Source organism: Thermoactinomyces sp. FSL K6-2592 (assembly GCF_038006465.1).
GTDB lineage: Bacteria > Bacillota > Bacilli > Thermoactinomycetales > Thermoactinomycetaceae > Thermoactinomyces > Thermoactinomyces vulgaris.
Genome location: NZ_JBBOVH010000002.1, coordinates 45,185 through 70,948, shown reverse-complemented (window position 1 = coordinate 70,948; position 25,764 = coordinate 45,185). Strand labels below are relative to the sequence as shown.

The 25,764-nt window shown below is 48.4% G+C and carries 23 protein-coding genes; 5 read left to right on the top strand and 18 right to left on the bottom strand.

Annotated elements, in window-relative coordinates; genetic code table 11:
* Positions 1–15: 15 nt before the first annotated feature.
* Complete coding sequence (locus tag NYE37_RS12045) at positions 16–1,389, bottom strand: amino acid permease (protein ID WP_049719717.1); 1,374 nt, start codon at positions 1,387–1,389, stop codon at positions 16–18.
* Between the two features lie 230 nt (positions 1,390–1,619).
* Entirely contained in the window at positions 1,620–1,871 is a 252-nt protein-coding gene (locus NYE37_RS12040) for a glutaredoxin family protein (RefSeq protein WP_049719652.1), read from the bottom strand.
* A 108-nt stretch (positions 1,872–1,979) separates the two neighbouring features.
* Between NYE37_RS12040 and NYE37_RS12035 the strand changes: the two genes are divergently transcribed.
* Complete coding sequence (locus NYE37_RS12035) at positions 1,980–3,737, top strand: menaquinone biosynthesis decarboxylase (protein WP_198248819.1); 1,758 nt, start codon at positions 1,980–1,982, stop codon at positions 3,735–3,737.
* A 44-nt stretch (positions 3,738–3,781) separates the two neighbouring features.
* Here NYE37_RS12035 and nikC read toward each other — a convergent pair whose 3' ends face one another.
* The 6 genes from nikC to pdxK form a co-directional block, all read right to left on the bottom strand.
* A complete protein-coding gene (gene nikC, locus NYE37_RS12030) occupies positions 3,782–4,642 on the bottom strand; it encodes a nickel transporter permease (RefSeq protein ID WP_049719716.1) in 861 nt (286 codons plus the stop codon).
* Between the two features lie 59 nt (positions 4,643–4,701).
* Positions 4,702–5,712, bottom strand: coding sequence for an ABC transporter permease (locus NYE37_RS12025; RefSeq protein ID WP_037994111.1), 1,011 nt, complete (start codon positions 5,710–5,712; stop codon positions 4,702–4,704).
* Between the two features lie 80 nt (positions 5,713–5,792).
* Positions 5,793–7,400: an ABC transporter substrate-binding protein gene (locus NYE37_RS12020; protein ID WP_049719651.1), complete on the bottom strand. Its 1,608-nt coding sequence runs from the start codon at positions 7,398–7,400 to the stop codon at positions 5,793–5,795.
* Between the two features lie 91 nt (positions 7,401–7,491).
* Positions 7,492–8,460, bottom strand: a complete 969-nt coding sequence (locus NYE37_RS12015; protein WP_049719715.1) for an ABC transporter ATP-binding protein — start codon at positions 8,458–8,460, stop codon at positions 7,492–7,494.
* On the bottom strand, positions 8,447–9,439 hold the full coding sequence (locus NYE37_RS12010; RefSeq protein WP_049719714.1) for an ABC transporter ATP-binding protein: 993 nt from the start codon (positions 9,437–9,439) through the stop codon (positions 8,447–8,449). Before NYE37_RS12010 ends, NYE37_RS12015 begins: the two co-directional genes overlap by 14 nt.
* A gap of 273 nt (positions 9,440–9,712) precedes the next feature.
* On the bottom strand, positions 9,713–10,540 hold the full coding sequence (gene pdxK / locus NYE37_RS12005) for a pyridoxine/pyridoxal/pyridoxamine kinase (RefSeq protein ID WP_037994107.1): 828 nt from the start codon (positions 10,538–10,540) through the stop codon (positions 9,713–9,715).
* A gap of 131 nt (positions 10,541–10,671) precedes the next feature.
* Here pdxK and NYE37_RS12000 point away from each other — a divergent pair, with 131 nt between their 5' ends.
* From NYE37_RS12000 to NYE37_RS11985, 4 genes are all read left to right on the top strand, one after another.
* Positions 10,672–12,162 (top strand): FAD-dependent thymidylate synthase, encoded by a 1,491-nt coding sequence (locus NYE37_RS12000; protein ID WP_049719650.1) that lies wholly within the window; start codon positions 10,672–10,674, stop codon positions 12,160–12,162.
* Between the two features lie 132 nt (positions 12,163–12,294).
* On the top strand, positions 12,295–12,630 hold the full coding sequence (locus NYE37_RS11995; RefSeq protein ID WP_037994104.1) for a hypothetical protein: 336 nt from the start codon (positions 12,295–12,297) through the stop codon (positions 12,628–12,630).
* Positions 12,627–13,013, top strand: coding sequence for a hypothetical protein (locus tag NYE37_RS11990; protein ID WP_037994102.1), 387 nt, complete (start codon positions 12,627–12,629; stop codon positions 13,011–13,013). The genes NYE37_RS11995 and NYE37_RS11990 overlap by 4 nt, the downstream gene beginning before the upstream one ends.
* 109 nt (positions 13,014–13,122) lie before the next feature.
* Entirely contained in the window at positions 13,123–14,538 is a 1,416-nt protein-coding gene (locus NYE37_RS11985; RefSeq protein WP_037994101.1) for an alanine/glycine:cation symporter family protein, read from the top strand.
* Positions 14,539–14,565: 27 nt separating this feature from the next.
* Here NYE37_RS11985 and NYE37_RS11980 read toward each other — a convergent pair whose 3' ends face one another.
* The 10 genes from NYE37_RS11980 to NYE37_RS11935 all read right to left on the bottom strand — a co-directional run bounded on the left by NYE37_RS11980 (position 14,566) and on the right by NYE37_RS11935 (position 25,764).
* Positions 14,566–15,135 carry an isoprenylcysteine carboxyl methyltransferase family protein gene (locus NYE37_RS11980; protein WP_049719647.1) on the bottom strand — a complete coding sequence of 190 codons (570 nt, stop codon included), beginning with the start codon at positions 15,133–15,135 and terminating at the stop codon, positions 14,566–14,568.
* A gap of 2 nt (positions 15,136–15,137) precedes the next feature.
* Entirely contained in the window at positions 15,138–16,208 is a 1,071-nt protein-coding gene (locus NYE37_RS11975; protein WP_049719646.1) for a type III polyketide synthase, read from the bottom strand.
* Positions 16,209–16,301: 93 nt separating this feature from the next.
* A complete protein-coding gene (locus tag NYE37_RS11970; RefSeq protein WP_037994096.1) occupies positions 16,302–16,604 on the bottom strand; it encodes a hypothetical protein in 303 nt (100 codons plus the stop codon).
* Positions 16,605–16,678: 74 nt separating this feature from the next.
* Positions 16,679–19,297: a helicase HerA domain-containing protein gene (locus NYE37_RS11965; RefSeq protein WP_198051055.1), complete on the bottom strand. Its 2,619-nt coding sequence runs from the start codon at positions 19,295–19,297 to the stop codon at positions 16,679–16,681.
* 91 nt (positions 19,298–19,388) lie between these two features.
* Positions 19,389–20,510: a peptidoglycan DD-metalloendopeptidase family protein gene (locus NYE37_RS11960; protein ID WP_121874378.1), complete on the bottom strand. Its 1,122-nt coding sequence runs from the start codon at positions 20,508–20,510 to the stop codon at positions 19,389–19,391.
* A complete protein-coding gene (locus NYE37_RS11955; protein WP_037994092.1) occupies positions 20,494–21,066 on the bottom strand; it encodes a hypothetical protein in 573 nt (190 codons plus the stop codon). The genes NYE37_RS11960 and NYE37_RS11955 overlap by 17 nt, the downstream gene beginning before the upstream one ends.
* Positions 21,067–21,111: 45 nt before the next feature.
* Positions 21,112–22,581 carry a CD3337/EF1877 family mobilome membrane protein gene (locus NYE37_RS11950; protein ID WP_037994090.1) on the bottom strand — a complete coding sequence of 490 codons (1,470 nt, stop codon included), beginning with the start codon at positions 22,579–22,581 and terminating at the stop codon, positions 21,112–21,114.
* 41 nt (positions 22,582–22,622) lie between these two features.
* A complete protein-coding gene (locus NYE37_RS11945) occupies positions 22,623–25,121 on the bottom strand; it encodes an ATP-binding protein (RefSeq protein ID WP_052186651.1) in 2,499 nt (832 codons plus the stop codon).
* On the bottom strand, positions 25,118–25,513 hold the full coding sequence (locus tag NYE37_RS11940; protein WP_037994089.1) for a TcpE family conjugal transfer membrane protein: 396 nt from the start codon (positions 25,511–25,513) through the stop codon (positions 25,118–25,120). The genes NYE37_RS11945 and NYE37_RS11940 overlap by 4 nt, the downstream gene beginning before the upstream one ends.
* Positions 25,510–25,764, bottom strand: a complete 255-nt coding sequence (locus tag NYE37_RS11935) for a hypothetical protein (RefSeq protein ID WP_037994088.1) — start codon at positions 25,762–25,764, stop codon at positions 25,510–25,512. Before NYE37_RS11935 ends, NYE37_RS11940 begins: the two co-directional genes overlap by 4 nt.

The following is a 25,764-nucleotide window of genomic DNA, read 5'->3' as shown; positions in this document are numbered from 1 at the left end:
CCCGTTCACATGTCATTAAGAATTGGAATCCGATTTTTTGCGAAGATTCGAATGTTCATATCCGTACACGAGGTAAAAGATGAGTCCTGCAGCAAACCAACCGAGGAAACGGATCCACGTCATCACCTCGAGATTGAAAGCCAAAACACAACAGAAGATAATAGCCAAAATCGGGACATACGGAACCAGCGGAGTTTTAAATTTCCGAGGCAAATCCGGCTGTTTGTAACGCAGGACAATCACAGCGACCGAGATGAGGACAAAGGCCGCCAATGTTCCCAAGTTGACCAGTTCGGCAAGCTGATCCAAAGGAACAAACGCGCCGAGGAATGCGGCAATCAATCCCAACGTCCAAGTGGAAACATACGGTGTGCGGTATTTTTTATGCACTTTGGACAAAAACTTCGGCATCAATCCGTCCCGGGACATCGCAAAAATGATCCGGATTTGGCCGTACAACATGACCAACATGACCGTGATCATGCCGATGGCGGCCCCCAAGCTGACAATCCCGACCAGCCAATCCTGTCCGGTCATGCTGATGGCATAGGCAACCGGGGCATCGGCATGCTTTTCAAACTGTTGAAACGGAACAATTCCCGTCATCAATGCAGACACAATCATATAAAGCAGGGTGACGATCCCAAGCGACCACAGAATTCCTTTCGGCAGATCTTTTGCCGGATTTTTGGTTTCCTCTGCCGCCGTACTCACCGCATCAAACCCCAGATAAGAAAAGAAGATCAGTGCGGCACCTTGAAATACGCCTTTGATTCCAAACGGCATGAAGGGGGTCCAGTTCTCCGGCTTCACATAAAAGGCACCCACCAGAATAAAGAGCAAAATCACTGCCACTTTGATCAGAACCATGATATTGTTGACTCTTTTCGATTCTTTCACGCCGATGGAAAGCAACCAAGTAATGAAGAGGATGATCAAAAAAGCCGGCAAATTCAAGATGCTTGTGCCGTCAATCAGGGGGGACTGGGTTAACACATGCGGAATTTCGATTCCAAAACCGGCCAGCAAGGACTGGAAATAACCGGACCAACCCACCGAGACCGAACTGACGGCAAGCAAATACTCCAGAATCAAATCCCAACCGATCACCCAGGCAAAAAATTCTCCCAGTGTGGCATAGCTGTAGGTGTAGGTGGATCCGGACACAGGAACCAATGAGGCAAATTCAGCATAAGTAAATGCGGCAAGCAAACACGTAAATCCCGCAATAATAAAAGAGAGCGGCAGTGCCGGTCCGGTGACCAGGGAGCCCACCCCGGTCAATACAAAAATCCCCGTCCCGATAATCGCCCCAACGCCCAGCATCGCCAGATCCACAGCGTTTAATTCTTTGCGGAGCGTGGTGCCTTGTTGAGTCGTTTGAATCATTTCCTGAATGCTCTTCTTGCGGAAAATCTCCACTCAGAAACCCCCTAACCCTTTTTGGTTTAGAAAAATCTTTCTTATTAAATTATTTTGAAAATAAAACTTTGTATATATTATATATTAAATTTTTGTAAAATTAAATAATGAATTATTCCATATAAGAAGAATTCATCAAATAAAAAATCCCCTTTGAAACCGTTGTTATCAAAGGGGTTTGATCCTTTGCGGCTGGTTTAATCCACATTGACATTTTTGTCTTGTTTTTCCAAAGCGGCTAAAATCGCATCCGGCTGCAATCCCTCGATGGCCTGACCATGCACGACCGTCACCGGGACGCCCAAAAATCCCATTTTTTTCACTTCTTCCAAGTAGGCAGGATTTTTTGAGCAATCTCTTTCTTCATACGGAATTTTATAGTCATTCAAAAACCGCTTCAGTACATTGCATTCCAAACAATGGGGTCTCGAATAAACGATTACTTTCAATGTCAGACACTCCTTTAATCCTCATGATCCCGCGCAAGCAAACTGTCCGTTTTCCGTTTATAATGTGGCTAGAGCCTAAATAGTCCATCAAACTGGGAGAGATGCAATTTGTATAGAAATTTACGTCAGTTCATCCAAAAATTAAAAGCTGAAGACGAGCTCGTGGAAATCCATGCAGAAGTGGATCCCTTCCTCGAGTTGGCAGAAATACACCGCCGCGTGATCGAAGAAGGCGGACCTGCTTTATTATTTACACAGGTAAAAGGAAGTTCCTTCCCGGTGGTCACTAATTTATTCGGCACCCCCCGGCGGGTGGAAATGGCATTTGGCCCGCGTCCCGAGCAATTGATGAAACAAATCGTATCGCTCATGGACAAGTTGATGCCCCCGACCCCGAAAGCCATTTGGAACGAACGGAACGTCTTCAAAGAGCTCTTGAAAGTCGGCCTTAAAACCGTGCCGGCCAACAAAGCGCCGGTTTTGGAAACCAAACAAAACGAAACGGATCTCACCCGGCTTCCGGTGATCACTTCATGGCAGGAAGACGGCGACCCTTTCATCACGCTTCCGCTCGTGTATACAGAGCATCCCCAAAGCAAACAACACAATCTTGGCATGTACCGCATGCAAATTTTTGACAAACAAACCACCGGCATGCATTGGCAAATCCATAAAGGCGGGGGATTTCACCACTATGAAGCCGAAAAACGAAATGAACCGTTGCCGGTCCATGTTCACCTGGGCGGGCCTCCGGCACTGATTGCCTCGGCCATTGCACCGGTTCCGGAATTTTTGCCTGAATTGATCCTGACCTCCTTGATCATGGGCGAAAAACTGCCGGTCGTCACCGGTAAAAACGGCTATCCTTTCATTGCGGAAGCGGAATTTGTGCTGACAGGGAGTGTTCCCCCGCATGAACGCCGTTTGGAAGGGCCGTTTGGGGATCATTACGGTTACTATTCCCTGGCACATGAATTTCCCGTCTTCCATGTGAAAGAAGTTTATCATCGCAAAGATGCGATATATCCCGCCACGGTTGTGGGCAAACCCCGTCAGGAAGATTATTACATGGGCGAGTTTTTGCAACGGTTGTTGTCCCCGGCTTTCCCCATGGTTATGCCCGGTGTGCGTGATTTATGGACGTATTCTGAAACCGGCTTCCATTCGCTGGCTGCAGCCGTTGTACGCGAAAGCTACCAGCGTGAGGTGCTGGCCAACGCTTTCCGGATCTTGGGCGAAGGGCAGCTGACGCTCACCAAGTTCTTGATCTTAACCGATCAGTCGGTATCGCTCGGGGATTTCCCGAAATTATTTGAAACCGTTCTTGAACGGATGGATCCGGCCACCGATTTGTTCATCTTTAACCACACTTCGATGGACACCCTTGATTATACCGGTAAACGGCTCAATCATGGAAGCAAAGCCGTCCTGATCGGCACCGGGGAACCGAAACGCACGTTGCCGGCATCCTTTCACGGGCCGGATATGAAAGGCATCCGCGACGCCCGGGTGTATTGCAAAGGTGCCCTCGTTCTGGAAGCGGAACCTTATGAACAAAATCCAAAACTGGCAGAACAGATCCTCCGCGACCATAAAGAGGACTTGGCCGGGTGGCCCTTTGTCTTTTTGGTGGATGACATCGAGGCGGCTAGCGGGCAAACCGCATTTTTGTGGACCATTTTCACCCGGTTCAATCCGGCATTTGACATCCATGCACAAACCCGGTTTCAACATCATCATCCACATTACCAATTCCCCTTCATCGTGGATGCACGAATGAAGCCGGGATACCCGGATGAACTGGTGCCCGACCCTTCCATCACAAAGAAAGTGGACGAACGCTGGAAAGAATATTTTGGTTCCTAAAGAATACAAAAACGGTGTGTCCCGAAACCGGGCACACCGTTTTCTTACTGTTTCATCCGCGGATCAAAAAGATCCCTGAGACCGTCTCCCAACAGATTAAACCCGAGAACCGTCAACATCATGGCCACTCCCGGAAAAATCATGGTCCAAGGTGCGAGCTGGATGAATTCACGCGAATCGGACAACATGGTTCCCCATTCCGGCTGGGGAGGTTGGGCTCCCAAGCCCAAAAACCCGAGCGCCGCGGCCTCGATCACCGCCGTGGCAAATCCCAGCGTCCCTTGCACCATGATCGGTGTCCAGCAATTGGGCAAGATATGTTTCCATAAAATGCGGCTGTTCTTCATCCCCAACGCTTTGGCCGCCAGAATATAATCTTCCGCCTTGACGCTTAACACTCTGGAACGCATCAACCGACCAAAGTTGGGGATATTGATGATGGCAATCGCAATCAAAGCATTGTTCAAGCTCGGCCCCAGCATGGCCACAATGGCAATGGCCAGCAAAATACTCGGAAAAGCAAGCAGAATATCAAACAAACGGGAAATGACCGAATCGACCCATTTGCCGTAATAACCGGCAATCAATCCCAAAAAACTCCCGATCACGATGGACCCGGTGATCGCCACAAAACCGATCCACAAGGAAATCCGCGCTCCATACACCACCCGGGTAAAAATGTCCCGTCCCAAATCATCCGTTCCAAACCAATGGGACGACGACGGGGGCTGTAATGTATCCGGACTGGAAGATTGATAGTCATAAGGAGTCAAGACCGGGGCAAAAATCGCCAGCAAGATAAAAATCATCACCAAAGAAGTGCCAATGAGCGCCGAACGGTGCCGGACAAAAGCTTGAAAAAAATCACGAAGAGAATGGGTTTCCGTGTTTTCTTCCAGACCCATTTCACCGGCTGCATCGGGAGCGGGCGGCTGAATTCCGGATGAAATTTGCTGCACCTTCATCACTCCTTCCCATATTGGATGCGGGGATCAATCCATGCATACAACAGATCAACGATTAAATTGATCACGACAAAAATCGTTGCAAGCACCAATATTCCGGACTGAATCACCGGATAATTTCTCTGTGTGATGGCGTCATAAATATACCGGCCCACTCCCGGCCAGCTGAAAATGGTCTCCGTCAAAACCGCCCCCCCGAGCAACAGGCCCATCTGCAGCCCCATCACGGTCAGGATCGGGATGAATGCATTTTTTAACGTATGCTTGTAAATCACCCAAAACTCGGATAATCCTTTGGCCCGGGCCGTACGAATATAATCGGATCTCATGACTTCCAACATGCTGGACCGCGTCATCCGCGCAATGATCGCCATCGGGATGGTCCCCAGCGCAACCGCCGGCAGAATCAAATGCTTCAACACATCTCCCAGCCACTCAAAATCCCCGTATAACAAGGAATCCAAAATATAAAAATGGGTGAGCGGCTCAAAACCGAGGCGGGGATCCACTCTCCCGTTGGACGGCAACCAATCCAGAACCTGGGCAAAAAGCCACTGTTCCATCAACCCCAGCCAGAACACGGGAATGGAAACCCCGATCAATGCAATCAGCATTGATCCATAATCCAGCCATGAATTTTGCTTCCAAGCCGATAAAATCCCGAGATTCACCCCGAAAAATACGGCAATCAACATGGCAGCCAAAGTGAGTTCAGCCGTGGCGGCCAAAAAAGGAACGATTTCTTCGGAGATGGGGGTATTGGTGATCAAGGATGTCCCCAAATCCCCTTGCAACAGTCCTTTGACATAGTTGAAATATTGAATGTAAAACGGCTGATCCAAGCCCAGACTTTCCCGGATTTCCTGCAATTGTTCCGGTGTCGCTTTGTCACCCGCTATCGTTTTGGCCGGATCCCCCGGGATGGCATGAACAATGGAAAATGTAATGAGCGACATGCCGATCAACACAGGAATCAACATCAAAATCCGGCGTATCGTGTAAGCCAACATAACATCCATTCACCACCTGACTCTTGCAATGAATAAGGAGGCACTGCGGACTCCCCGCAATGCCGCCTTTACACCTGTTTTCAGTTCTTCAGATCAACAAATTCCAATTTCAACTGTGTTGTCGGATGAGGAACAAAGCCGGTGATTTCTTTTCGCCCAGCAAAGCTGACGGTCGCATGCGCGATGGGAACCCAAGGCGCATCCGCTTTGATGATTTCCTGTGCTTGTTCATAAAGTTTGGCACGTTCTCCCTGATCGGTTAAGCTTTGCGCCTGAATCAAAAGATCATGCACGGCATCACTTTTATAGAAAGCAATGTTTCCGGCGTCAGGCATCCGCGTGTTGTCTTTATCCAACAAGACGTACAAGAAGTTATCCGGGTCTCCGTTGTCCCCGTTCCACCCCATCAACGCCATTTGGTGTTCCCCTTTTCCGGTCTTATCCAAATACGTTTGCCAGTCATAAGTCACAATTTTGGCCCGGATGCCGATTTTGGCCAAATCCGCCTGAATAAATTCCGCAATTTTCTTTCCGTTCGGCATATACGGACGGGGTTCGGTCATCGCATAAAATTCCACTTCAAAACCATCCGGATAGCCAGCTTCTTTCAGCAATTGCTTCGCTTTATCCAAGTCATATTCATAATCTTTCACTTGGTCATTGTATCCCCACATCATGGAAGGCATGGGGTTGACGGCCGCCACGGCCTGGCCTGCATAAAAGTTTTTGATAATGGCGTCTTTATTCACCGCATGGTTGATCGCCTGCCGCACTTTGACATTGTTAAACGGTTCCTTCTCGGTATTTAAAGCCAGATAACCCACATTCATGCCTTCTTGTGCGTACAGTTCAAAGTTTTGATCCTGTTTGACCAGTTGGACATCATTGGGGTTGAGTCCGTCCATCATGTCAATATCCCCTGATTTCAATGCAGAAAAGCGGGCCGCATTATCCGGAATCGATTTAAAAATAACCCGGTCCAGTTTCGGCTGACCTTTTTTCCAATAGTTCTCATTTTTCACGAGCACGACCGTGTCATTTTTCTTCCAGCTTTCAAACTTGAAGGGACCGGTTCCGACCGGATGTTGTGCAAACTTCACCGGATCTTTTTTCACAGCCGTCGGGGAAGCAATTCCGAACGGAGACATGGCCAGGTTGCTGAGGAAAGGCCCCAATGGCTTTTTCAGTTTAAACTGCACCGTATATTCATCCTGGGCGCTCACGCTTTCAATCAAATGGCCTTCATCCCCTTTAAACCCGCCAAACATATATCCGTAGTAGGGAAATTCCCCGCCTTTATGCTCAGGATGTTCCGGATCCATCCAACGTTGGAAGTTATAAACCACCGCTTCGGCATTAAATGGAGTGCCATCATGGAACTGGACGCCTTTTCGCAAATGGAATGTCCATGTCAGTCCGTCTTCGCTGGTTTCCCAACTTTCAGCAAGTCCCGGAACCACTTCGGTTGTTTTTTGGTCATATTCGACCAGGTTATCAAAAATCTGGTCTGTCGGCTTAAAAGATTCTCCATCCGTCACCTGAATGGGATCCAATAATTTGGCGTCGGCTCCCCTCCCATAAATCAAAGTCTTTCCGCTTTTCGCCGAATCTTTTTCGACACATCCGGCCAGGATGGTGGAAAAAAGGAAAATGGCCATCACACTGACAATCCAAAAACGCTTTTTCATATTTCGTCCTCCTTTATTGGTTTTTCGTTTGATTGCATCGTCACGTTTTCCCGATCAACCACCTCCCCCATCAAGTCAAGGGATCTTCTTTTCAACCCTCATGAACCAAGTGGCAGGCAACCAAGTGTCCGCCGCCGGCATCTTTCAACTCCGGGCGTTCCTCCTTGCAACGGTCCGTCACATATGGACAACGCGGATGAAACGCGCAGCCTTGTGGGGGATTTTCGGGACTCGGCACATCGCCCTCAAGAATGATGCGTTCCCGCTTGGCTGTCGGATCCGGAACGGGAATGGCCGACAACAGAGCCTGGGTGTAGGGATGCAACGGCTTTTCATAAAGCTCGTCGCGCGGGGATATTTCCACCATGCGCCCCAGATACATCACGCCGACCCGGTCGCTGATATGTTTGACAACACTCAAATCATGCGAAATAAAGAGATACGTCAGTGAAAACTGTTCCTTTAAATCCATCATCAGATTTAAAACCTGCGACTGGATCGACACATCCAATGCCGATACCGGCTCGTCGGCAACAATCAGTTTGGGTTTGGTCGACAATGCGCGGGCAATCCCGATCCGCTGCCGCTGCCCCCCGCTGAATTGATGGGGGTAACGGTCACCGTGAAATGCATTGAGCCCGACCACCCGAAGCAATTCTTGCACTTGTTCTTTTCTTTCCTTGGGCGTTCCCATGGAATGGACGATCAAAGGTTCCTCCAGGATTTCGCGCACTTTTTGCCGGGGATTGAGGGATGCAAAAGGATCCTGAAAAACCATTTGCAAGTCTCTGCGGGCTTTTCTCATCTCCTCTTTGTCCAAGGCAAACAAATTTTTCCCGTTAAATTCCACTTCGCCGCCGCTGGGTTCAACCAAACGGATGATGGTTCGCCCGGTCGTCGATTTCCCGCAGCCCGATTCCCCGACAATCCCCAACACTTCTCCTTCTTCAATGGCGAAACTAACGTCATCCACCGCCTTGACTTCCCCGACTTTTTTGCTCCACAATCCCCCGTAAACCGGGAAACTTTTCTTTAAGTTTTTCACGTTAATCAGTGCCATGTACCGGTTCCTCCCTCTGATGCAAAAAACAGCGGCTGTAATGGTTCTTGTCTGTTTCGGTAAGTTCGGGCGTTTCTTTGCGGCAACGATCCATGACAAATTCACACCTCGGCGCAAACCGGCATCCTGCGGGCATGTTCCGGGGCGTCGGCACCTGGCCGGGAATGGCATACAACCGTTTTTTTCTTTCTTTCAACTTGGGAATTGACTTTAACAATCCCCGGGTGTAAGGATGCTTCGGATTGCTAAACAGACGGTGGCGGTCGGTTTCCTCCACCACTTGCCCGGCATACATGACCACAATGCGGTCACACATTTCCGCGACAACCCCCAAATCATGCGTGATCATTAAAATCGCCGTTTGATACTCTTCATTCAATTGTTTCATCAAATCAAGAATTTGTGCCTGAATGGTGACATCCAGCGCGGTCGTGGGTTCATCGGCGATCAATAACTTAGGGTTTAAGATCATGGCCATGGCAATCATGACTCGTTGGCGCATTCCGCCGGACAATTGATGCGGATATTCACGCAAAATCCCCTTCCGGGAGATCCCCACTTTTTCCAACATTTCAACGGCACGGGCTTCCGCTTCTTTTTTGGAACATTTTTCATGCGCCCGGACCGCTTCCACCAATTGATTTCCAATCGTAAACAACGGATTCAGGGAGGTCATCGGTTCCTGAAAAATCATTGCAATCTCTCTACCTCGAATTTTCTGCATCTTTTTCTGTGAAAGTTTGGTCAGGTCTTGTCCCTCAAACCAAATGGAACCGTTGACGATTTTCCCGGGCGGTTGCGGGACCAGCCCCATAATGCTCAGTGAGGTCACGCTTTTTCCGCATCCCGATTCTCCCACCAGTCCGACGATTTCCCCCCGGCGGATGGTCAGGTCAATCCCGTCAACCGCTTGGACCACTCCTTTTTCCGAAAAAAAATGCAGCTTCAATTGCCGGATATCCAACACGGGCTGAGTCAAATGGATCACCTCAAACGATTTGTTAAAAACCTCTTAAATCCAATCATAAGCGGATTTTTTCTTTTAATTCCCATTTTTCCAATTAATTATTTTTTATTTTGAATAAAAATATTATCAATTCCTTATATTCTCTGTATAATCAAAAATCCCTTTTAAAAAATAAATCCTTTCCTTTCTACTTTTGGCCGCTTTCTTCCCCCAAATGGAAAATACCCCCTCGTTTTTTCCATCAAAAAATAATAGAAAACAGGGCGGATTGTTCCATCTGCCCTGTTATTTCAGATCCTCGTTTCCGTTTTTTAACCGGTAACCCATATGAAGCACGGGACCCACATATTCATTTAACGGAAATCCGCCGCGAATGGCTTCGGTGATGAAGGCTTTGGCCAGGCGAATGGCTTCCGAAACCGTTTTTCCTTTGGCCAATTCGGCGGTAATGGCTGCGGAAAATGTGCAACCGGCACCGTGAACATAAGGGGTTTCCACCCGTTCTTCTTCCATCACTTCGAAGGTACGGCCATCATAGACGACATCAACCGCTTTTTCGTGATCCAACTTACTTCCGCCTTTGATAATCACCACTTTTGCCCCCAGGTCATGAATGCGTGCCGCCGCTTCTTTCATTTCCTCCACCGTGCGGATCGGATGCATTTTGCTCAGCTGGCCGGCTTCAAATAAATTGGGGGTCGCCACGGTCGCCAGCGGAATCAGAATTTCCCTCAAGGCATCGGCTGTTTCGGGATTGAGCACCTCATCCGTTCCTTTGCATACCATCACCGGATCAATCACCACCGGGACCTCTTGGGAACGGATGGTTTTGGCCACATATTCAATGATCTCTACTGATCCCAACATGCCCGTTTTTAACGCATGGATGCCAATCCCTTGCAAAATCGTTTTTAATTGATCCTGAAATGTATCGAAAGGAATGGGGAACACCTTGTGATTCCATTGATGATCCGGATCCATCGCCACAATGGTGGTGATGGCTGACATTCCATAGACGCCGCGCTCCTGGAATGTTTTCAGGTCTGCTTGGATTCCTGCACCTCCGCTGCTGTCGGAACCTGCAATCGTCAGAACTTTGTATCTGGTTGTCATCTTTATCCTCCTACCTTTCGTCAGCTCAAAATTAGCTTAAACTTTCTCACATCATTTCACAACATTTTTCTCCATTTTCCATTGGAAGGAATTTTGCTAGAATGTAAGGCAATGACAGGGAGGGTGGAAGTATGAAACAGGAGCAAAAAATCGATTTATCCCATTATGTATCCAATCTTGATAAAAATGTATACACCATTTTTAATTTGCCTGAAGAAGTGATTGCCGTCATTTTTGCCTATGTGAGTCGTTCTTCAGCCAGCTTCCGCGACAATTTGCGAAAGCTGTTGTCCGATGAAGAGTTAAATGTCAACCTGAAGACGGCCGGTGCCGCCAAGGGGCATTCGGAAAAAGCGGCCCGCTTCCATGAAAAATGGGTTGTCGGTTACGGCCACAGCAGCGTGGCGGAACATGCCGTTGCACACATCGGAATTGAAAAGATCAGCCGGCTGGCATCGGCCGAATTGGAACTGTCCAACCCGTTTAACAGTTTCACCGAATACAGCCAGCGTTATCAGCGGCCAAAACGGGGCGATTTTTATGTCCCTCCCGTTCTGGAACAAAACCCCGGGTTGAAAGAAAAATTTTTGTCTTTGCAGGACAAAGCTTATGACACGTATGAGCAATTGCTCAGCGGCCTGACCGCGTATTTGGTGAAGGTGATCCCGCAAAAACCGGAAGAATCAGAGCGTGCCTACCGGATGCGGATTGAAAAAATCGCGTTTGAAGATGCCCGTTATGTCCTCACTTTGGCCACGTTCACCAACCTTGGCATGACCGGGAACGGACGCGCATTACGGGACACTTTGGTCCGTCTTCTGTCCAGCCCTTACGACGAATGCCGCAAACTGGCCAAGGAAATGGAACGGGAAATCAGCCAGGTGATCCCGACGCTGTTGAAATATGTAAAACCGAACGATTATCTGCTACACACCAGAAAAAAGCTAAAGGAGCTTTTCTTTGAACAAACAGCGTCTTTGCAACCGGTCCAAGGCCCGCGCGCCCGCATGGTTCACATTCCGGACTATGAAGAAGCTTTGACCGAATTGGTCACCCGTTTGATCATCAGCGAAACGGCTCTTTCTTATGAGCAAGCACACCAACAAGCCCGTTCGTATTCCAGAGAACAAAAAGAACAAATTGCCGAAACGGCTTTAAGCGAACTGCGCTTTTTTGACAATCCCCGATGGGAATTTGAACATATTCATTACCAGTTTGAATTGCTCATTTCCGAGGCAAATTGGCACCAACTGCTCCGCCACAACCGTCGCACGCACTTCAGCCATGGTTTGCCAACCATTCATCTCGGATATACCATCCCTCCCCACATCCGGGAAGCCGGACTGGAAGAACGTTACCAATCCTTCCTCCATGAAGCGGAAAACGTCTACCAAGACATTGAGTCATGGAATCCGGAAGCCGCCGCCTATGTGGTGACGAATGCGCACCACCGGCAAGTCACCGCCACGGCCAGCCTGTGGGAGCTGTACCATCTGATCAATTTGCGAACATCCCCGGAAGCTCAATGGGATATTCGCCAAACGTTTTTATCTTTGTTTGAAGAACTGAAAAACCACCATCCGGCACTGGCCAAATATGCACAGCGCCGGATTAATAACTGACCGCTTTGTCACGGCATGGAACCCGCTTTCATGCCGTGATGTATTATTCTGTTTCAGTAAAAGCAAAATATTCATGAATTACCCGATAAAAGGTATAATAGACTTATAACAGAAACGGAGGTGTTCGATCCCGTGTCCAAACCTTTTGCTCAAAATGAACTGATTTCCACCAGCGAGCTCAAGGAAATGAATAACCGCCACTTCTTTGATGATCTGTTGAACACCTGCAAAAAGCTCGGATTGGTCCATGACAATCAGTTGCGGGCCGTGATTTTGGATATAAAGACGTATGAAAAGCTGATGCACCGTTTGGAAGAACTGGAGGAAATCTTGGAGGACATGAAATGGAATGAAATGTTGCAGGAACGGATCCGGCTTCCTGAAACCAAATGGCTGGAAAAGCCGGAACAAATGTCCCGCCTTGCCTTCTTTGAACAAACGATCGACAAAGGGTCATCGTCCTCATGATTGAAAAGTATCACCCGCAATTTCGCGACGACTTGTTATTCATCGCCAGCAGGTTGGGACGAAAACGGTTCCAGGAATTTTTGATCCAACTGGATCGCGCCATTGTCCAAGTCATCCGAAACCCTTACAAAGCCGCCCGGTTAAAATATCCCCCGCTGACCGGATTCCGGAAGAAAAAATTTTTTTCCGTCGCTCGCCCACGCAAAAGACAACGCCCTGATCTCCGATTGATCTACCGGTATATTCCCGAAAAAAAAACCATCTATTTTGCAGCCGTCGGATTTCGTATTGCTCAAAAGCCCCGCAACCCCCATGACGTTTACCAACGGGCCAAGAAAAGAGATTTGTCGGAAGGAATCGAAAACAATTCATCTTCCAATTAATCACCTCTGTTCATTCGGATTGTTATATTCATCCAATGACGAAATGTATTTTTTTGTGATATAAAATAAATTGTGTAAATGTGTAAATTTCTTGAACAGAGGTGATCGGATGGTCGATCTATTAGACAAGTATGTACTGGCAATCAATGATGTGTTATGGACGTATGTCATCGTGGCTTTGTTAATTGTTGCGGGTTTATATTTTACCATTCGTTCCCGCTTTGTCCAATTCCGGTTTATCAAAGAAATGTTTCGTTTGCTCGGCGAAGGAATGGGAAAAAAAGACGGGATTTCATCGTTTCAGGCATTTTGTATCAGTACGGCATCCCGCGTCGGCGTCGGGAATATTGCCGGTGTTGCCATGGCAATTGCAATCGGCGGTCCGGGTGCTGTTTTTTGGATGTGGCTGATTGCCCTCATCGGCAGTGCCTCCGCATTCATTGAAGCAACCTTGGCGCAAGTTTATAAAGTAAAGGACGGGGATACGTTTCGCGGCGGACCCGCTTATTATATGGAAAAAGGGCTCAACAGGCGGTGGATGGGGATTTTGTTTGCGATCCTGATCACCTTGTGCTTCGGCCTTGTTTTCAACTCCGTACAGGCAAACACCATTACGGTGGCTTTTGAATCCACCTACGGCATCAACCGGGCCGTTCTCGGACTCATCATTGCTGCGGTTTTTGCAATCATTATTTTTGGCGGAATCAAACGGGTGGCCCGCTTTACAGAATGGATTGTTCCGATCATGGCGGTCATCTATATTTTGCTCGCTCTTTATGTCGTGTTGACAAATATTACACAGTTGCCGGCCGTATTCAAGCAAATTTTCGCCGGTGCGTTCGGGCTGGAACAAGCAATCGGCGGCGGAATTGGTGCGGCCATGATGCAGGGGATCAAGCGCGGACTGTTTTCCAATGAAGCCGGAATGGGTAGTGCGCCGAACGCGGCGGCAACCGCCACGGTTTCACATCCAGCCAAACAAGGGCTGATTCAAGCTCTCGGCGTCTTTGTGGATACATTGATCATCTGCAGTTGTACAAGCATGATTGTCTTGTTCTCCAGCGCGTTTACCCACGACAACCTTTCCGGCATTGAAATTGCCCAATTGGCTTTGAACCAGCAAGTGGGTGTGTGGGCGGAACACTTTTTGACCATCAGCATTCTCCTGTTTGCTTTCTCCTCCTTGATCGGCAACTACTATTACGGAGAAACCAATATCGAATTTATTCGCGAAAACAAAACCTGGCTGTTGATTTACCGTTTGGCCGTAATCGCCATGGTCATTTGGGGCTCCATCACTCAAGTTCAAGTCGTTTGGGATCTGGCCGATTTATTTATGGGCTTAATGGCGATTCTCAACCTGATTGCCATCCTCCTTTTGGGAAAAGTGGCATTTGCCGTGCTCCAAGATTATCATCAACAGCTGAAAGAAGGGAAAAACCCGAGTTTCGCCAGCGATCAGATCAAAGACTTGGCCAATGCCGATTGCTGGGAAAAAAGCGAGTCCGCCCGTCGGACAGGATGACACCATCCCCCCGCCCGGGGGATTTTTTCATTTCTGAAACGAAGGGAAAAAACGGTGTTTCTTCATGATTTCATCCGGATCTGCCCCATACATTTGCCAAGCTTTTTCCTCCGCGGGAATGCGAATCAAATAAAGGAAAAGGAAGTTTACGAGAGGAAAAACGATCAACGTGCCATAGGCTCCGAAACAAAGCGGCAACAAAACAAACTCCAACAGGACCACAACATAATTCGGATGTCTTACGTAGCGATACGGGCCGCGGTTTTGGGGCTTCCTGCCAGGAATCACATAAATCCGTGTGTTCCAGAATTTCCCCAGAGACCGCATGACCCATATCCTTAACCCTTGCACCCCCAGAAACAACAGAAACGGCACCCACCACCATGCAACCGGCTCCGTCCTTCCCCATCGTCCCTCCAAAAGCAAACTGAGAAAAAAGCATCCATGAATCAAAACCAGCCACGGATAATGTTTTCCGCCGTATTCAACACCACCTTGTTCCCGGATCCACCGGGCGTTTTTTTGTGCAATCCGCAGTTCATAAAGCCTTTGCACAATGACCAAGACCCATAACAGCCAACTTCCCCAGGCCGGCATGATCATCCCTCCTTATCCCAATGCAACAAAGATAATTCCAAACTGAAACCCGGTCCCATCGCTGCCATGAGGCCGTAACTTCCCGCAGGATGCGTTTGCATGAGCTCCCGTTCCAAAAGAAACAAAACTGTCGCTGATGACATGTTGCCGTAACCGGCCAATATTTCAAAGGCTCCGTTCAGGCTCCCGGGAGGAAGATTTAACGCTTTTTGATAAGCTTCCAACACTTTTTTCCCACCCGGGTGGGTTAGAAATACATCGATTTGTGATAAAGGGACCCCGGCTTCATCCAAAAACCGTTGCACCACCGGCTTCACTTTTTTCAACACCAGTTCGGGAATGCTCCGGGAAAAAATGACTTTTAATCCGTCCCCGGTCAAGTCCCATCCCATCACCTCTTCCGTGTCCGGCCACAAAAAACTTTGTGCCCCGGTGATTTCCGGAAATGTCCCGTCCGGAAGCGAAACCTGATCCCCGCAGATCAAAACGGCGGCCGCCCCGTCCGCAAACAACGAAGTTGCCACCAGGTTGCTTTTGGAATGATCCAAGGGACAAAAGGTCAAACTACAACATTCCACGGCAAGCAGCAATATTTTTTCCGATGGATTGGCTTTGGCAAATTCATAAGCTTTGGATAATCCTGCCACCCCTCCGGCACAGCCCAATCCCCAGACCGGGGTGCGCTTCACATCGCTTTTCATCGACAACCGGTTGATCAAACGGGCATCCATACTGGGCGTTGCAATCCCGGTCGTTGAAACAAACACCAAATGATCGATATCCTCCGGGGTCCATCCTTGCTTATCCAGACACGTTCGGATGGCCTTTTCCCCCAGTTCGATCGCAGTTTCGACGTAAATCCGGTTCTTTTCCGTAAACGGGTGTTGTTGTTTATACCAAGAGATCGGTTGGCTGATATAACGGTTGTGAATGGAAGCATGATCAAAAATGGACATGTAACGTTCGATTTGCGGAAAAGATGGGGCAAAACATTCCCTGGCAAATGTTTGGGCTTCTTCCTGTTTCACAGAATACGGGGGGACTGCGGTTCCCACGGCAAGGATTTTGGGCATGACAGACACTCCTAAACAAGTGAAATTGTTTAGGAGTATTTTTTTACTTTTCCCTTCAAAACATACTGTTTTTTATCAATTGAAGACTGGCGGTTATTTTCGCAACCATTTTTCCAAAAGAAAACGCAAAACCCCGACCGCCAATGCAAAGATGACGGCAAAGAGCATGCCGGAGGAATCCTCTTGGGTCATCGTCAAATAAATCATGGTCCCCCAAGCAATCCCCTTGACCAGGGAGTGCCAGATAAATGAACCGATCATCAAAACGATAAACAAAATGATCCCGGTGGAAGTCGACTCCAAATGCCTGGAGATCACAAACGTTAAAAACAATGTTTCAATAATAGGAATCAGATTGGCAAAAAGCCCAAAAATTGCTTTGATCAGGTTCCCCAATTTCTGTCTTCCTCTCTGTCGAAAAGTGGAGAAGAACCGATCCTTCAACCGGACCGGTTCTGTTTTGCTCACGATCAGTTGGCATTTTCCGAAGGCGGATTTTCATATAAAGTACGATCCATATAATCCGAAATTTCTTTGTCCACCTGTTCAATGGGAAGTGTCTCCCCGTCATGGTAAAGAGCATTTAATCCCCATTCCAATCCCCAATTCATGGCTTCATCTTTCTCTGCCGTGCGATGGTCCGCCGGCTTGCCGTCGGGCCGGTACACGACCGGCGGTTCATTGGTGACCACACATGTCGTTACATCGCTCCGGCCTTTCCGCTTGGAGCGGATGTAGACCGCTGCATTTCGTTCAGGCAACGATTCCACCAGACTGGTCTTGATATATTTCCGCGTCAGGCTTTCCACTTCATCCGAACCTTCCGTCTGACCGCAACTGATGACCATCCCGATATAGGAACGGATCGCTTGCATCAATTCTTGATTTTCGAAGTGATCGATCTCTCTGGTCACAAGCCCCAGCCCAAACGGATATTTTTTATCCTCTTGCAAAATCTCGGTAAGGAGCGGAATTTGAACCATGTGGGCTTCTTCCACCAGCATTAAATGGAATTTGGAAGCAGTGTTCCGTTTTCGTGCTGCCTGATAGTAAAGGTTGATCAAATAACCGACCAAAACCCGCAAGTTGTAGTCTTTGATTCCATTGGTGTCAATCAAGACAATATGTCCTTCATCCATATACTTTTGGGGATCCAGGCTCAACCCTTTCTGGCAGAACAGACGGCGCAGCGTTGAATGTTGCAAGATCCGGTCTAACCGGTACAGCACCGGCTCCACTTCTCTTTTGATTTCCTGCTCATCGGTGTTGACCCAGAAGCGTTTGATATAAGGATCTTGCACGTTTTTGACCACTTTTTCCCTGAACTGATGGTTTCTGAACAGATCATCGATGCCCAAAATCGTATGGGTTTCCTTATCTTCCAACAGGCTCTGCACCGCAATTTCAACGAGCCGGCGCGAGCGTTCAATGGATTCTTCTTTAAATTCAAAGTCCACTAGTATAGTGGCCAACTGTTGGGCCATCTGTCCGGGGATGACGTTCTCCGGACAGTGAAGCATATTCAAAGCCGGAAGATGAGTGGTATCATCCGACAGATTCAGGTGATGGATTTTCTCCCGGGGGAACTTCACGCCGAATTTTTCTGCGATGCGCAGACGGTTTTCAATGATCGCCACCAACTCTTTGGCCGGGTCAATAATGGTGAAACCCGGGCTTTCATCCGGATTGTCAAACCACTCATCCAAAAGTGACTGGACCATGTCCATCGCGACACTGGATTTCCCCATGCCGCTGGCACCCGTTAAAACAAAATGTTTGTTTAACTGTTCAAAGTTGACGCGCACTTCCCGGTCATCAAAAGGATGTTTCAATTTTCCGATTTTCACGCCCTCCGTCAATTCGCCCGGCTCCAATGTCCTTTCGTTTTCTTGCAAATGGGCCACATATCCCCGCGCGTTGGGGCCATCTTCTGCCGGAGGACGATAAATGTAATGATTGGCCGGAGGCAAATGGAACAAGCTCGAAATCTCATCCGACGTCCAAGCCATCAGGGTCAACGGCCAGGGAATCGGAACCAGGTTGTTGTCTTTCATGGGATTCCACCAAGGTTGGCGGATAAAACGGAGTTCCCCGTCATACTTCATCGCGGTTTGAACCGACTCTGCCGTTGAACGGACCACCGCTTCCGCGTTTTCGTGATTGGACCAGATGGAAAGGCGCACTTGAAAGGAAAGTTCACGCCCGGTCAAGCGTTGAATCAAACCGGCGCGACGAATCCGCTCTTCCGGTCCCATGTCTTTCTTCTTTTTGCTGGTCAACAGGCTCCGGGCACTTCCCGAACGTTCCTCGACAGCCCGCCAGCTGACCGGGGAAAATTGCAAATCCAAATAGGTTCCGGAACGCAAACAGTTTAAAATGCTTCCCAATTGGCTCTGTTTGCTTTGGAGCAACGAGGTCAAGGGATAACCTTTGGTTTTGAATTTAAAGATGAAGTGTCCGCCGGTCCCCCCTTTTTTCGGAGTGGGGAATTCTTCCTCTTTGATGTCATGCAACTCTGCAGAAGGATAAACACTGCGCAAGGTGTCCTTTACACTGTTCTCCTTGTCCTCGGGGTAAGCCAGGTAAATTCCGATCTGGTTGCTGCCCTCCGGAATGGCAAACCGCCAGCGGAACCAAGGGCGCCCGTATTGGACACGCATGCGGATCGGGCGAATCATGCTCCCGAAAGTTCTTGTCAATTCTGAGATTTTATCCAAATCCAGTTCGGTGTCGTATGAAGGCAGAATGCGTAAATATTTCACTCCCTTTTTGGCCCGGCTCCGATAATGGGATTTGGTGGACCAACGCCCGGCCAAAACGGCAATGACAATCAAAATCCCGAGTAAAATCAGCCAGGGAAGTACGGCAAGCGCCCAGATTCCGATGGATGAGAGCGTATCCCATGCCAAGTTGGTCGCTTTACCCGCCGTTTCGGCTTGATCACTTTCCCCGAACAACTCTGCGAGAAACTTCCACAAATACAAGATCCCGATCACAGATGCCACGCCGATAACCGTGTAAAAAAACCATTTGGCGACCTGACGCATCTGCTCTTCACCGCCCTTGGGCACATTATTCCAAGGAAACAATCCAACCCCACCTTTCTTTTAACTCCGTCCAGTCCTGTATCAGGCATTCTCCCGCTGTCCTTCTTTCCCTTCACCAATCAGAAGCAAGGATTCATTTTTTCAGTATTTTCATCGGATCAACCACTTGCCCGTCTTTTAAAATTTCAAAATGCAAATGGGGACCGGTGCTCCATCCGTTGGAACCCACCTTGGCAATCACATCCCCTTTTTTGACTTCCTGTCCGACACGGACTTGGACATCTTGCGGATACATATGGGCATACAGGGTTTGGTAGCCGTTTCCGTGATCAATCACGATCTTCCAGCCATACCCGCTGGATGTCCTTGATTCCACCACCACACCGCTATTGCTGGCAAAAATGGGGGATCCCAAAGGTTTGGCAATATCAATCCCTTCGTGTTTGCGATACACCTTTTTCAAGGGGTGAAAGCGAAGCCCGAAAGGGGACGTCACCTTTCCCCCTTCCACCGGCCAGAGAAACCCGCCGGAAGCAAGGCCGTTTGCTTTTGAAATCACCGGCTTGGCAAAGGATTCAGCGTATTCTTTGACTTTCAGCACATAATTCTCATAGTCATGGTTGTATTGCCAGACCGGTCCGCCACGGGCAAACCAATCTTTTCCCTCCTGATAATTTCTCGCCAAATAATGGGCGGTGGAATAAATGGCATCAACCGGGTTGTTCGGATCCGCTTTGCCGTCCTGATCCCCATCGACCCCATATCCACCGTATTTTTCAATCAATTTCGGATCCGTGATATCCACGGAATCGGGCAAATCCCCCAAACGCGTTCCGCCCGGGTAATCCCATCCGACCCACGTCTTATCCATGAATTGCGTGTGTCCCTTCGCTCCTTTGGAACTTTCCCTCAAATCCCGGCCGAAATTGGTCTCAACTTTGTGGATGGCAGCCAGGATTTGCCAAGGCACGCCGTATTTTTTCCCGGCTTCCTGATAGATGGGCAAGTAGGCTTCCGCCTCTTTCGGAAAACCTTCCGCCACTTCCCATTGTTCCATTTGATTTGTTTTGGAAGAGGAAGATGAAAACAAACTGACAAACACCGCTCCCAGAACGGAAATGAAAAAGAAAACAAATGTGGCCATCCCCATCAAACAAAGGAAGACAAACCCTTTGACATTCCGGGACAACCCTTGATTTCTCCGGATTTGACGGCGGCGGAGGGCGGAAAGTTTCGGTCTAGTCAAAACTTCCACGCACTTCCACCTCCTGTGCAATCCAATTCCCGTTTTGCTCCGTCAATGTCACCTGATAAACCCGCTCGATGGGAATGGTTTTTCCGTTCTCGCTTTCTTCGGCGACGGTCTCCGCCAAACACCGGACTTCACCCGATTGCTCCTGGCAATGGAGATTGTGGATTTCTTTCAACACGCTGATGAATTTCACGCCTTTTTCTTTCAGGAAATTTGTCTCCTCTTCGAGCAAGGCCAACAAGGAATCCGAGGCATAAGGCTTCACTGACTGAAGCCACCGGTCCACCTCATCTGTATTGCGGTTTGCATAAGCCCGCATGAAAGCATCTGCCGTTTGTTGCGCCTTTTGGAGCTGCTCCGGTGACAAAGTGGGTAAAACCTCCTCCGGGTTTGCGGTTTGTTCCGGTTGGCTCTGAGGCTTTTTATCCTGCTGACCGGCATTTCCCACCCAGCCAAGATGGATCAGCAGATACTTGGCTGAAAACCCGGCAACCACAAAAACAAACAAAACCAATAAAAACAGGCGACGGCGTCCACTGGGCAAATTTGTGTTAAACAATCATTTTCCCTCCTGTTTGCCAAAACCGCCGATGCAAACCAGCAGCTATTTCCGCACTTTGATCTTTCCGGCTCGTTGCGCGAGTGTTTGGGTGTACTTGGTCATCTGTTGGATCGGAATTTGGATATTAAATTGCCCTTTCAAGCTGTCATCGATTTTGCCCATGGGGGCTTTCATGATGCTGAACAATTCCTCCCGTTTCCAAATGACACCAATCACCAAAATCAGTTGCATGGCAATGGTCCAAATATAACCCACCTGTTCCGGCGGACTCATTTGATAGAGGAATTGCGAGATGGTAAGCAACATGCTGAAGAAAACACCGATGATCAATTTGATCAACTGATAACCGACAAACTTTTTAAACCAACTGACGGCAACACTGGACCAAGACGGGTTTAACGCGATCAAAAAGGCAAAGGGAGCAAACAAAGCAATCAGCACGAACAAAAACTGATACACAATCATCGCTCCGGCAATGATGAAAAAAAGCAATCCCAAGATAAAATGGGAAACACAGAGCAGAATTAACAAGGTTAAGCGTTGGAAAACCCCGTCCTTTTTCACCATCGGGTTGTTCATTTCTTTGGCTTCATATTCCACGGCCTGTTCCCGTGCCGTGCTTCCGGGTTTAAAAGCCAGGATTTTTTCGATTCTCCCCCGGGTCAACTCGGAATCATTGGAAGTTTTTGCATACTGCAACATGATGTAAGGTTCATAAACCATCATATTGTAGAGCTTGTCGGAAATGACCAGGGACGAAACCTCCGCGGGGTAATTCATCTTATCTTCATCCAGGTCTTCCTGAAATTCAATGCCGACCCCCATCAACTCTTGGCTCAGGCCGCTGCTGATTTCATTCAAATATTTCATCACACTGCCGGCATTGGCAAAAAAAGCGATCCCCAGGATCAAAATGGCCACACTGGTGAGCATTCCGGTCAGAGCTTCCGTTGTGTTTTTCTTAATCAATCCTTTGTATGCAATCCAAGCTCCGGCAATAATGATCATCAATGTCATAAAGTTGCCCATCAATCCTGTGTTTCCGTAACCCGCCCCGGTAAAGCCGGCCAATTGCTGAACCGCTTTTTCCACAGCATCGGCAAACTGATCCACCACATCAAGGGAAAAGGCATTCTCCACAACCAAAATCACGGTAAAGTTCCACGACAACAACGCTTGCCAGATAAAGTTGTTAATCTCGTTGAGCAGAATGTACGCCTGATTGGATATTTTTGTGTCCCATTCAAACATGGATGTCTCGTCGGTGTAAATTTCAAGGTTATACTGGCTGGGCTGATATTTGGCAAACCGCACATCATATCCTTTGGCTTTGGCTTTTTCAACTTGTTCCTTCGGGAAAATCGTCAACAAATCGGTAATCAGGCTGTAGCCATCCGATTTTTGTTGCTGCTCTTGCTCTTCCTGGGCCATGGTGACGGGATGATTCCCCAGCATGCCGGCGATCAGTATGAAAACAACAAGAAATCTTAGCAGATTTTGTCTTCTGTTCATCGAGCAGGTCTCCTCCGCTTTATTCTTTATCGGAAACCCCTTTATGGGACAGATTGATATGCATCCGGTTGCACATCTTTGGGTCGTTTTTGCTTCCTGGAACCGGGACGGGTGTCGAAAGCCTCAAACAGCCGCTCTTCCAAAACGCGGATTTCGACTTCATTCACCCGCTTCTCCAAATCGGACATCAAACAGGTTCCGGTCGGCAAGCTCCGAATCGTTTCAATGTTTTCTTCATTCGGCTCAATGCCGAGGATATGGCAGGCCGCTTCCGCTTCTTTTGCATCCCGGCACCGGAAAACAAACCGGCACCCCAGATTGGACCGAATCTCTTCTCCCAACAAATCTTTGGCGTTTTGGCTGATTAAGTAGATGGCGGCGTTCTTGCTGCGCCCGGTCCGTACCAATTCTTCCAAAATCGCTCTTCCTTCACTGACTTTCGCCAATCTCCATGACTCATCAAACAATACCAGCTTAAACTCATTCGACGACTGGTTGGAAAAGCGGCGGGAAAAATCGGAAATCGCCATCAAGAGCGCAATGGCCATCCGGCCATAATCGGATTTGCTTTCATCCGGAAGTTTTAAATCCTCCACCTGCAAAATGGTCAAACGCATGGACAGATCAATGGCTTTTTGCGTGCCATCTCCGAACAACAGCTGGCCTTGCCCGGATGTTGCCAGATAGCTTAACACATCCACAATCTCTTCCAGGCTGTCCTGCCGTTTTTCCGGGGCTTCTTTGGTCACCTTGCGCAATTGATCAATGACTTTCATCATGCTCGGGTCCGGATGTTTCAACACTTCATCGACAGCCTTTCCAATCACAATTGCCTCATAAGTGCCGTCTTCGGACCGCGCCAAAAACTGCAGTATTTTTTTGGCCGTCTCGCCCGCCGCTTGTTTTTCAGACGGGCTGACCACGCCCGCCAACGGATCCAGCTTCCCGCGGTCTTCACTGCTTGCCCGCAGGGTGACCACCCGGGTCATGTCCTTTAATTCCGGCAGTGCATCCACCCAGTGCGCCCGCTCATCTTTGGGGTCAAAAATCAGCACTTTGGCACCGTTTAACAGCGCTTGATAGGCAAGTAAATTGGCCCCCAGCGATTTTCCGGCCCCCAATGCCCCGATAAATGCGGCGGAAGCGGTCGTGCTCAATTTTTTATCCTTGGGGCCCCGGTCATGTTGGAAAAAGACCGGCAAATTGCGGGACATCCCGATAAAATGACCTTGTCCGTCCCCGAGCTGCCGGGTGGCTCCGATCATTCCGGCGGCCACGGCAGCCGGCTCCATGTAATGAATATAGTCGTGGATGTACCTTTTCGCACCGGGAATGAATTCATTAAATCCGCGCCATTGGTCTCCGTAGGGAACTTCCACTTGAATCATCATGTCACTGTACAAATCTTTCACCAGCTGAATCCGTAAGTTCAACTCTTCAAGCGAAGAAGCATAGACACATAAAACGACAGAAGTTGTGATTAATGGAAATTTATCGGTTCGCAAATGGTTTTCCAGTTCATTGGCATCCTGGCGGCTGTGCAAAATGTGATATGCAGTTTCCACGCCGCTTTCCGCTGCGTGTTCGTCCTCGGCTTTCAGTTCTTTTTTCTTCTTCAACACCTGGGATAACGCTTTGGCGTACTCGATCGTCTCCGTCCGGACGGAGGCCTCCACGGGAAACGAAAGGTTTTGCAGATGATATAACCATTCCAATCCCGGAAAAGGCGATTTATCAGGGATGTGAGAAATCGTCAGAAAAGCCATATATCCTTTTTTGTTTTCTCCCGACACGTGTTGCTCAACGATCAAATTCCGGCCGTGCGAATCATCAAAACGGCCTTCTGCCAATGTCAAAATATCCCTGGCCGGACGAATTCCTTTTTTCCCTTTGACTTCTGCCGGAAGAGCCTTGGGTTTCCAATCTTTCCGCCGCGGCGCTTCCCCGATCCCGCGATAAAATCCCCGACGGATCAACCATTCCAAGTCAGCGGTATCCACACGTCTGGCACGCAAATAACCATTGATCCTGGAAAAAATCATTTCCTCCTGCACACGATACGCCTGGATTTCCTCTTCGAAAACCTCCGGGGCGTCCGTTCCGGCTTGATTGTTTAAATACCTTTTAAAATCCTTCCAGATATAACGGAGCTCATTCAAAAAAGAAAGCCCTTTGACCGTGGCTGGCTTCAACTTGACGCCCATAAAAAAACGATTTTGGTGTATTTCTTTTCCGCGTAAATGTTCCACTGCCGCCTGAATATGCTTTTTTCCCGTCTCTTTCAATTCGTCACACAAGCCTGTCTCCATCGCCCGGCGCTGCTCTTCCAGGCTTTGGTATTCAGGCACAACCAATGCATGCGTATCTGCATGGATATTCCAATAAAAAGCCTCCAAATTCGAATGGAGGCTGAGCTTATCATCCATTGACCGATAATCATAATTAAACCGCTGTAACTCATAATAAGCATAAACGGCTCCATCTTGCCCGAAAACCAAGTTATCTTCAAAATACTTCACGGGAAAAGGTATGCGCGTCACGGCAACTCCCTCCTGGATGCAAATCGGTATGATACTTCCCCTTCGTATTGATACGGATCTCTAGGTTTTTCAATTTCCTTGTAACGCGCAAAGTGATGCGGACTGAAAAAATGTTCGATCCATCGTATGATAAACCGGTGCGGCGCTTTGCCATCCAGCGTTTTTCTTGTAAAAAACCACGAAACCAAGGCTGGAATCCCTATAAATTTCACAAGAAAAAAATCGATCCAGCTGACCGGCGGAAACTTGTTTAAAATCACCATCACAATCAAGGCTCCGACAAAAAACGCCATTTGCCGGTAAGATACCGGTAATGGTAAATGGATTCCCTGTATGGAATAGACGGTTTTTTCAATGCGAAAAACCTGGTTGTACACACGAATTTGCTTCATTCCAAATAAGCCTCGAACAACCAGCGAAATCCGTCGGAACCAAGTGATGAAATCAATTCGGGTTGGAAAATGAAGACGCTGACCAGCATCGCAAACAACGCAAAACCGATGAACGCAGTAAATGCGCGTTTCCAAAACAATGTCAAACTGATAAAAATCACTGCCAGAAAAAACAACGATCCGATTTCCGCCCCGAGCGTTTCCTGGAGTTTTTCGCCAGGGCCTGCTGCAAGTAACATCATATGTGCCAT